Source organism: Deltaproteobacteria bacterium (assembly GCA_016223005.1).
Lineage (GTDB): Bacteria > Desulfobacterota > GWC2-55-46 > UBA9637 > GWC2-42-11 > JACRPW01.
Window position 1 is genome coordinate 1 of sequence record JACRPW010000101.1, and the last position, 8,806, is coordinate 8,806.

Consider the following 8,806-nt stretch of genomic DNA (forward strand, 5'->3'; position numbering starts at 1 on the left):
GGTCGTGGCTGCGGGTGAAGAAGGCCTGAAAGAGTTCATCTTTTAGCCCTTCTCTCTATCTTTCGTATTCATCCACTGCCTTTCTTATGCTGATTTTATCTTTGGGAAGTTTGACGATATACGAATTTGTTTTTTGTGAATAGATGATAAACTTTGCCTCTTCAAGGCTTGATGCCTGATATTTAAAGCCACCTTCGGACAATACCTCTTGCCACCCCATAAAATAAGCCCCAAGTTTTAACGGTTCGTTCGGGACGGAGATTTCTTTTGCGTCCTTCAAATACCTGCTGTCTATAAACTCCTCCGGGAATCTTTTGGCTCCGTTCGGGATTATTTCACTTGCAATTTGCTCGACAAGTTTTTCCACATCTTTTGCCGCCTTGCCGTTCTTGATCTTCTTCCTCATCCCGGCAAGCTCTATCCGCTCCCGCACCAATTCACAGATGCCGTCATAAATCGGCTTCAGGTATTTTTTCGGGTCAAGACCGATTACCTCAAGCACAAGGCTGTCCAATTTTTGCCTGTCCTTCATCTTGACTTCTTCAAAGATGGGTTTGATGGGGCGGCTTGAAAGCTGCTCAAAAGATTTTATGATCACTTTTTTCTTTTCTGTATATATTTTGCTTGGATCAATAACAGGTAGGTCAACAATATCCGGGCCATAAAAGGTTAGCAAACCTTCTCCTAATCCCGCCCTTCCGTTAAGTTCCACGAAGAGAGAAACAAGAGTGGAGTTTAATATTGCAGAAAAAATATCAATATCTTTTCTGTTTCTTAAATCGGCAACAAATGCCACGTCGCCTATCAACGCACCTGTTTTATTTATGGAAAAGAAAAATCGTTCTCCTATGAATCTGTTTACAACAAAATCACACGGAGCAGTTTTACCTATATCATACCAAAACGACCTTCCTTGAACCGATGGAACTTCAGGAAACGGCGTGCCGCCCTTTTTATGACCGCCTCGTTCTTTTGTCCGCTGTTTTTCACCCCATTCAATATACCTTAACGCGCCTAATTGCTTTTCATTTCTCAGTTCTTTCTTTGTTTTTGAACAAACAAACACCTTAAATTCTATGTTATTAGGCTCAATGAAAAGTGTTTCTATCTCTTTGGGAGATGTCAAGAGAGGGAACAAAAATTCATCTTCAATATTCCAATGCCTAATCTTTTCATTTGTAAGATGAAAGAATTCATTTATCCCCGTCTTTATTCCAAAACCGACCTCTGCCACTTCTTTTAGCGGCACAAGATTATCCTTGCACTTTTCAAGAATTTCAAAATACACATCAGACGCCCTTAAATATTGTCCCCATTTAACTGTCTTGCCGCTGGCGTCAAGGTTTTCTGATAACTCTCCCTGCTTTATGACTCTGATTCTAAAATCATCATCCTCGTAAGTCGCAATTCCCTTCAAGGTGTTTTCAACTTTTGTCCCTTTTATCTGAAAATGCTCTGAACCGGCCTTTTCAATTGTATGCGCAAGTTTATCAAGCCCGCTCCATCTCCTTGTCGCCTCCATTTTCATATCCCACGGGATGAGGTCTTTCAGACGCTTTTTGATTTTTACAAATTTTACAAGGTGGTTGTCTCTGTCTTCTTTTACCCCCTCACCCTTGCCCTCTCCCGCAAGGGGAGAGGGTTTAAGAGGTATTCTCTCAAGAATGGTAACTACGGTATTTATTGCCGCATCTTCAAACCACGGCTCACAGCGGGATTCAAGGATTGCAATAATTTTAAAGTTCTTGAGAAAGAATTTTTGTAGTTCATAACCATAGGCAACATCAAGCCATGAATTGGATGTTACAATCCCCATCCTTCCACCGTCCTCTTTTAAAAATCTTGCTGTGTGAAAAAAGAGATAGGCATAGACATCCGCCTGTCCTGAAAGTTTCAGGTTTCCCCTGCTGTCAAACAATTCGGGATATTCCTTCATCCAGCCATGCGCAAGGGTTCTGCCGAGTTTTTCTTTATATCTCTTGAGCCTCTTTTCAATCAACTCCTGACGAATGTAGGGAAAATTGCCCACTGCTGCGTCAAATGCGGGAGGTTTCTCCTCTATCATAAAATCATTGTCGGCAGTTGCCTTTGGCGGAGGGAATTTAAAGGAGTCTGTGGGTTTAATGTCAAAAAAATCTTTTGATAATATCCTTGGAAAATTTCTATAGTCCTCTATGTTTTGACGATACAAATTTATCGTGGCAAGTTCAGCGGGAAAATGCGCAACATCAAAACCCCATAGATGAGAAAGCAAGGTTGTATGCGTCTTTTCGCCTAAGGTCTTGAGCCGGTCATAACTCCTGATAAGAAATGTGCCGGTGCCGCAAGTCGGGTCAATAACCTTTGCATCTTTTGTCTGGATGCAGAAGGTATTTATCAGATCAACAAGGTCTTCTCGGGTAAAATACTGTCCCAGCGCATGGCGCTCCTCAGGAGGGATGAGTTTTTCAAATACATTGCCCACAACGTCGTGCGGCATAGAAGAGAAGTTGAAGCGGTTCAAATCTTCAACAAGGGCGACAATGAACGGCGCAGCTATTGGAGGGACAGGAATATTGTCGGTAAAGTCCTCTTCAAACACAGCCTGATAATCAATCTGCCTTGCCAGTTCAAAATATTCCTTCAGTTTTTCGTTCAACCGGGACGGCGGAGTTTCCTTGAGAAGCATTGCAGGAAGGTCTGAACGGAATCTCCGCAAGGTAAGATAAAACAGAACCTTTCCGAAAAGGCGGTAAACCGCCTGCCGTGAGACTGTTTCATAAAATGCAGGGTCGTCATAGTTGGCAATTGCCTGCTTTATAGCCCAGTCAAAAAGAGATTCCTTGAACTTTTTATCTTTTCCCATTTTAGCGATAAGGGCTTGATGGATGTGCGGGATAAGGGTTTTGACCGCTTCGGTAAGTATATGAATAAAGAAAGTGGAATCCACATCCACAAGGTGGAGATGTCCGTCGCGATGAAGTATAGAGAGGTCATAAAGTATCTCTCTTGCCCTTGCCTTGAGAAGTTCCTGCTTTGACACAACCCAGAGGTCGTTGACCTCGGTAACAGGGAGGATTGCAGGATAGGTTTTTAAACGGTGTTCATGGCTGACCTGTTCAATTCCCCGATTTAAACTCTCGGGGACAGGACAGTTCGGCGTCCTCCAGATAACGGCATCCCGCATATTCCATGTTACAAAATAGTCGGCATTCATTGCCCGCGCCTTTTTTGCGGCATCTTCAAGGAGGGCTTTATCGTCAACAGGAGTTGTAGGGGTTTTTAGTTCCCAGCCGCAAAAGCCCATGCCTGCTTTTCTATTCAGCCATATTTGGATGTCGGGAAAATTTGTTGTGGCGGATGAGACTTTGATTGACGGTTCTGATGAGGCAGCTTCAAACGAATACGAGCCTTGAGAGATTGCCTCGTTGAGCCAGATATTGACCTGACTCATAAATTCTCTTTCGTTGGCTTTGACTGTAGACACTATCGGCTCGCTTAATAAGTAATGATTTTATAGCACCTTGAGGCTCAAACCTTGGAGCGGGAAATCAGGTTGTTATTCCAGCCAGCCTGCTTAAGTTTCGGGTCAATGAGATTTGCCCTTGTATCCGCTTCGTTGTAAGGCATAAAATTCCCTCTCACCCTATACCATAAAGTTGATGCTTTTAGAAATGAGAAAATTTTGTCAGGCAAAAGGATGGCTCAATAATCCTTGAAATGAAAACCTCCGGCTTTTGGGATGTGAGAAAGTGGGGCTTTCTTTTGGGGCAGAGGCAGAGTGTTGAATCTCTAAAAACTCATGAGGGAGGAAAGGGTCGCTAAAGAACACCATCAGTTTTTAGCATACCAATTCCCTCACCACCTTCATATTCCTTTTATCATCCATATCTGATTTCTTAGGGGTTTCCATTATCATGGGAAGGTCTTTGAGCAGCGGGTGGTTCAATATTGCCCTGAAACCGTTTATGCCTATGCACCCTTTGCCTATATGCTGGTGGCGGTCTTTTCTGGAACCTAGTCTGCCTATAGAATCATTCAGATGAATAAGGCGCAGATGTTCAATGCCAATATTCTTATGTTTTCTATAATTGTATCAATATCCTCTTCATTTTTTAAAGAATATCCTGCAGCAAAACCGTGGCAGGTGTCAAAGCAGAAACCAAGCCTGTTATTTTTCCCAAAGGCATTGATTACCCTGCCTATATCTTCAAGTTTATAGCCAAATGTAAAACCTGAACCTGAAGTATTCTCAAAAAGGATTTTTATGCTTCCCCTGCATTCATTTAAGGCAATAGACAAAGCCTCTATTACCCTTTTTAAACCGAACTTATCGCCCAAACCCTTTGTGCTGCCCAAATGCGTAACGAGCATGTCAGCGCCGATTTTTTGCGCGGTTTTATCTCGTGCATAAAAAGATTTACAGAACGATTGTATATACGTTCATCAGGGGATGCAAGATTTATCAGATATGAGGTGTGAATGACAACCGGGTTAATGGCGCTTTGTTTAACGACTGATCTAAACTCTTTAACATCTTGAGCATTAAAACTTTTGATTCGCCAATCCCTCGGACTGCGGGTAAATATCTGCATTGTTTCGCAGCCGAGTTCTTCTGCCTGTAGGACAGCATTTGAAATGCCATCGGCAATGGATATGTGAAATCCAAGAGGCATGTTTTTAATATTATAATTGAAAATATCCCAAATATCCACTTGACATACATATAAAAAATTATGTATATGTATTTATACTAAATGCACCTATTAACAGGTAAATTTCACTTATCTTGCGCAATTAACATAAGATATGGTTTATGCAACAAAAAAAGAAGTTATACAAGGACTGGCAGAGACATTTAAGGCGCTCTCGGATGAAACAAGGCTCAAGATATTAAAACTCCTTGAAAATGATGAACTCTGCGTGTGCGATATTGTCGCTGCTCTTGATATGGTGCAGCCGCAGGTATCATTTCATCTAAATGTCTTAAAGGGCGCAGGACTGGTAAAAGACAAAAAGAATGGCAAATGGATTTACTACAGACTTGATGGCGCGGATATGTTCAAGAGGTTTCTGATACTTTCTATTAATGAAAGAGTATCAGAAACAAGCATAGCAAACTGCCAAAAGAGACTTGAATCTTTCCTCAAAAAGAGAGGAGCAAAACAGGCTGATTACAGCAGAGAAAAGACAGGATGCTAATGGCGCAATAATGGTTAAAGATTTCTTAAGACATATACATAACTTTAAACTGCTTCCGTTGTTTGTCATTATCAGCATGTCTATAGGGATAGACATAGGCAAGTTTTACAGCATCTCTGACTTTCAGATTACACCGCCTGTTGACGCTATTAAGTCTATCTTTCACGGCACATATGAGTTTAGTATAGCCAACACACTTGCCCTCGGCGTTGTAAGCGTGCTCCTTTATCTCGGTATTCCGCTTATTGCAGGAATATTAACAAGGTTTTTGGGCATAAAAAGGTTTGGAGAGGTTTGGTTTGAAAGACTTAAGTTTTATCTGGATACAGTGTCAATTGCAGGGCTTTTATTTACCCTGACTGTTATGTTTGCCCTAAAAGGCGATTTAATACTTGAGCATCCATTATTTATAGTCCACATGGCTGTGCCGATAACTATATTTTTCTGGACAATGTTTGCAGCGGTTTATCTTACAAGTTGGAGATTAGGTTTAAACTATAAAGACTCCGTTGCAGTTGCATTCAATTCCACAGGAAGGGATTTTGAGATAGCCATTGCAATGGCAATAACAGCATTTAACCCTGCTGTTGCATTAGCGACTGTTATAGGTCCCCTTATTGAAGTGCCTGTAATGCTTGCTTTAGTATGGTTTGCTAAAAAAACAGAAAATAGACTTTTCTTTGATGAAACTTTAGGACTTCCCGGGAGAGTTAAACAGACCTGAACTCCAATCTGCATACTGTACATGCCTGACAGCCTATATGGTGCATTGGATTCAGAAGGTATCTTGCCATTTTTAATAACCTCATCGGGAAAAGAGGGAGGCCAAAGCCTCCCTCTTTTTTATAAAAAACGGCTGTATTTAAAGAGAACATTTCTAAATTGGCTTGACATTGGGCATATAACTTCTTGACAGGCTTATCAATTATGATAAAAACTATCCCGTAGATGCTTTCTATTTTAGTTATTCAATAAGGCTCATGCGGGCGGTTAACTCAGCGGCAGAGTGCTACCTTCACACGGTAGAAGTCACTGGTTCAAACCCAGTACCGCCCACCATAAAAATCATTTAATTACTGAACTTGCCTCATTATGCGGTAGACTCAGGTAGTTTAAACCATCTGAGTCAAGGGCATTACTCACTACACTCACAGAAGATAGACCCGTTGCAGCAGCAGCCGGCATAGGGTTTAAAAGCCCGTAGGTAAAGGCAGGGGCAGGTCTATCTTCTTTAAGATTAAGATATTTTTTCTTTCTGCCTCTTTCATCTTAACTCCATTTAGCAGTAACAAAATCACAATAATCTATTACCTTACACTGCCAACATAAGGGTTTAATTGCCCTGCATATATTTCTTCCATGCAGTATAAGAAGATTTGTTGCATCTGTCCATTTATCTTGAGGGATTATCTTGCAGAGTGCCTGTTCTATCTTATCAGGATTATCTGATTCAGCAAGTCCAATCCTTTTAGATACCCTTTTTACATGCGTATCAACTGCTATTGCCTGTCTGCCAAAGGCGTTGCCAAGGACTATGTTTGCTGTCTTCCTGCCAACACCTGACAGTGTGATGAGTTCTTCCAATGTATAAGGAATCCCCCCTTTAAAATCCTGAACAATTTTTTTACAACATTTCTTAATATTTCTTGCCTTGTTTTTATAAAAACCTGTAGGTTTTATTACTTCTTCCAATTCTTTAATATCGGCATTTGCAAGATATTCTGGGGTTTTGAATTTTTTGAACAATATTGGTGTGACCTTGTTTACCCTTTCATCTGTACACTGGGCAGAGAGAATTGTGGCTATCAGAAGTTGAAACGGGGTTTTAAAATTAAGTGCAGGTCTTGGGTTTGGATGTTCTCTTTCAAGTATATCAATAATCCTCTTTGCCTTTTCCTTTATATACAGCGACATAAATAAATGCGCATATAGAGCGTCAGAACAAAGCACGACCCATGCTTCGCATGGGTGCCCCGGGCGCGACAAAAGCGAGGAGTGAGGCGTATTTTAAGCATACGCCGCAACGACCTGTCTGCGTGCAACGCACAGGCAGGCAACACAGGTATGCGAAGTTATAACGCTCTATATAGTTTCATCTTTAAGGTTACTGGGTTTACTGCATCTTATATCCAATCTTTCTCAAAAAATCCTTTCTCTTCTTTTTATCTTCGTCAGTTTCAACTCCTTTTGGCGAAAAGCCGTCAATAACCCCCATTATGCCTCTGCCTTGTGATGTTTCTGCGGCAACAACCTCAACAGGGTTTGCAGTTGCGCAGAAAATCCGGCAGACCTCCTGACAGTTTTTGACTGCGTTTAATATGTTTATTGGAAAGGCATCCCTTATAATAATCATAAAGACATGACCTGCCCCAATGTTTGAGAGATTTTCAATAGCCTTGTCTGTAAGTTCCTTATCATTCCCTTCATGTCTTATAAGGCACGGACCTGACGCCTCGCAGAACGCAATCCCGAATTTTGCCTGCGGCACACTCGTAACAATTATTTCATAGAGGTCTTCAATGGTCTTTATAAAATGCGTCTGCCCGAGGATTATGTTTGACCCCTGCGGGATGTCTATTTTTATGGTTTTAAGTTCCATTTGGTTTTTACCTCTAAAACCTTCTCTCAAACACATAATAAGCAAGACCTGTAAGCGCTGACCTTTCTGCAGAAGGCTCAAATATCTCAATGAGTGTCTTTGCCCTGTCTGTATATTCCCTTGCCTTTGCCATTGCAGATTCAATGCAGTGATATTTATTGATTAGGGAGATTATATATGCAAGTTTTGACCTGTTCATGTCATCCTGTCCTATCAATTTCAGGATTTCCTGTTTTTCATCCTGTGTTGAGTTCCTTAAAAGATATATTAGAGGCAGAGTGATCTTCCCCTCCTTAAGGTCATTTCCTACTGCCTTGCCGAGTTCTTCATCTTTAGATGTGTAATCAAGGCAGTCGTCTGTAAGTTGAAACGCCATACCGAGATTTAAACCAAAACCTGCGAGGGCGTCTTTCTTTTCCTTTGAAACCCTGCCAAGTATAGCGCCTATGCGGCATGCAGCGGACATGAGGATTGCTGTTTTATTTTCCACAATCTTCAGATATTCTTCTTCTGTGGTTTCCGGGTCATTGCTTTTTAACAGTTGAAGGATTTCCCCCTCTGACATCTGTGTTGTTGTCTTTGATATGACCTTTAGAATTTCCATATCCCCATGCTCAATCATCAGGTAAAATGATTTTGAATATAGAAAGTCTCCTACGAGCACGCTTGCGCCGTTCCCCCACAGGATATTTGCAGACACCTTGCCTCTTCTTAAATCAGCCTCGTCTACAACATCATCATGTAGAAGGGTTGCGGTATGTATAAATTCAACTATTGATGCAAATGGTATATGCGATTCGCCCTTGTATCCGCACAGTTTTGAGGATAACAATACCAAAAGCGGTCTTGCCCTCTTGCCGCCGTTTCCAAGTATATATTCCCCCATCTTTCTAATCAGGAATATGTCTGAATGAAGGTTTTTTTTGAATTCAATATCAACATTCTTCAGGTCATCCTGAATCAAATCGTAAATCTGTTGTATCATATCTTTTCGTTTCCCTCGTCCCTCAAGGCTTTAGCCTTGAA

At 41.3% G+C, this 8,806-nt stretch carries 8 protein-coding genes and 1 tRNA gene; 3 read left to right on the forward strand and 6 right to left on the reverse strand.

What is annotated here, in order from left to right; genetic code table 11:
- Window positions 1–55 precede the first annotated feature (55 nt).
- The 3 genes from HZC45_09605 to HZC45_09615 form a co-directional block, all read right to left on the reverse strand.
- Complete coding sequence (locus HZC45_09605) at window positions 56–3,433, reverse strand: N-6 DNA methylase (GenBank protein ID MBI5683392.1); 3,378 nt, start codon at window positions 3,431–3,433, stop codon at window positions 56–58.
- A 584-nt stretch (window positions 3,434–4,017) separates the two neighbouring features.
- Window positions 4,018–4,353 carry a TIM barrel protein gene (locus HZC45_09610; protein ID MBI5683393.1) on the reverse strand — a complete coding sequence of 112 codons (336 nt, stop codon included), beginning with the start codon at window positions 4,351–4,353 and terminating at the stop codon, window positions 4,018–4,020.
- Window positions 4,299–4,694 carry a hypothetical protein gene (locus HZC45_09615; GenBank protein MBI5683394.1) on the reverse strand — a complete coding sequence of 132 codons (396 nt, stop codon included), beginning with the start codon at window positions 4,692–4,694 and terminating at the stop codon, window positions 4,299–4,301. The genes HZC45_09610 and HZC45_09615 overlap by 55 nt, the downstream gene beginning before the upstream one ends.
- 121 nt (window positions 4,695–4,815) lie before the next feature.
- Here HZC45_09615 and HZC45_09620 point away from each other — a divergent pair, with 121 nt between their 5' ends.
- The 3 genes from HZC45_09620 to HZC45_09630 all read left to right on the forward strand — a co-directional run bounded on the left by HZC45_09620 (window position 4,816) and on the right by HZC45_09630 (window position 6,240).
- Complete coding sequence (locus HZC45_09620; GenBank protein MBI5683395.1) at window positions 4,816–5,181, forward strand: metalloregulator ArsR/SmtB family transcription factor; 366 nt, start codon at window positions 4,816–4,818, stop codon at window positions 5,179–5,181.
- The gene (locus tag HZC45_09625) at window positions 5,114–5,905 is read left to right on the forward strand and encodes a hypothetical protein (GenBank protein MBI5683396.1); all 792 of its coding nucleotides are present in this window, start codon (window positions 5,114–5,116) and stop codon (window positions 5,903–5,905) included. Before HZC45_09620 ends, HZC45_09625 begins: the two co-directional genes overlap by 68 nt.
- A 260-nt stretch (window positions 5,906–6,165) precedes the next feature.
- A tRNA-Val gene (locus HZC45_09630) sits at window positions 6,166–6,240 on the forward strand.
- A gap of 210 nt (window positions 6,241–6,450) precedes the next feature.
- Here the strand turns inward: HZC45_09630 and nth are convergent.
- The 3 genes from nth to HZC45_09645 form a co-directional block, all read right to left on the reverse strand.
- Window positions 6,451–7,095 (reverse strand): endonuclease III, encoded by a 645-nt coding sequence (gene nth / locus HZC45_09635; GenBank protein MBI5683397.1) that lies wholly within the window; start codon window positions 7,093–7,095, stop codon window positions 6,451–6,453.
- A gap of 199 nt (window positions 7,096–7,294) precedes the next feature.
- Window positions 7,295–7,780, reverse strand: coding sequence for an adenosine-specific kinase (locus HZC45_09640; GenBank protein ID MBI5683398.1), 486 nt, complete (start codon window positions 7,778–7,780; stop codon window positions 7,295–7,297).
- A 13-nt stretch (window positions 7,781–7,793) separates the two neighbouring features.
- On the reverse strand, window positions 7,794–8,765 hold the full coding sequence (locus HZC45_09645; protein ID MBI5683399.1) for a polyprenyl synthetase family protein: 972 nt from the start codon (window positions 8,763–8,765) through the stop codon (window positions 7,794–7,796).
- Window positions 8,766–8,806: the final 41 nt, after the last annotated feature.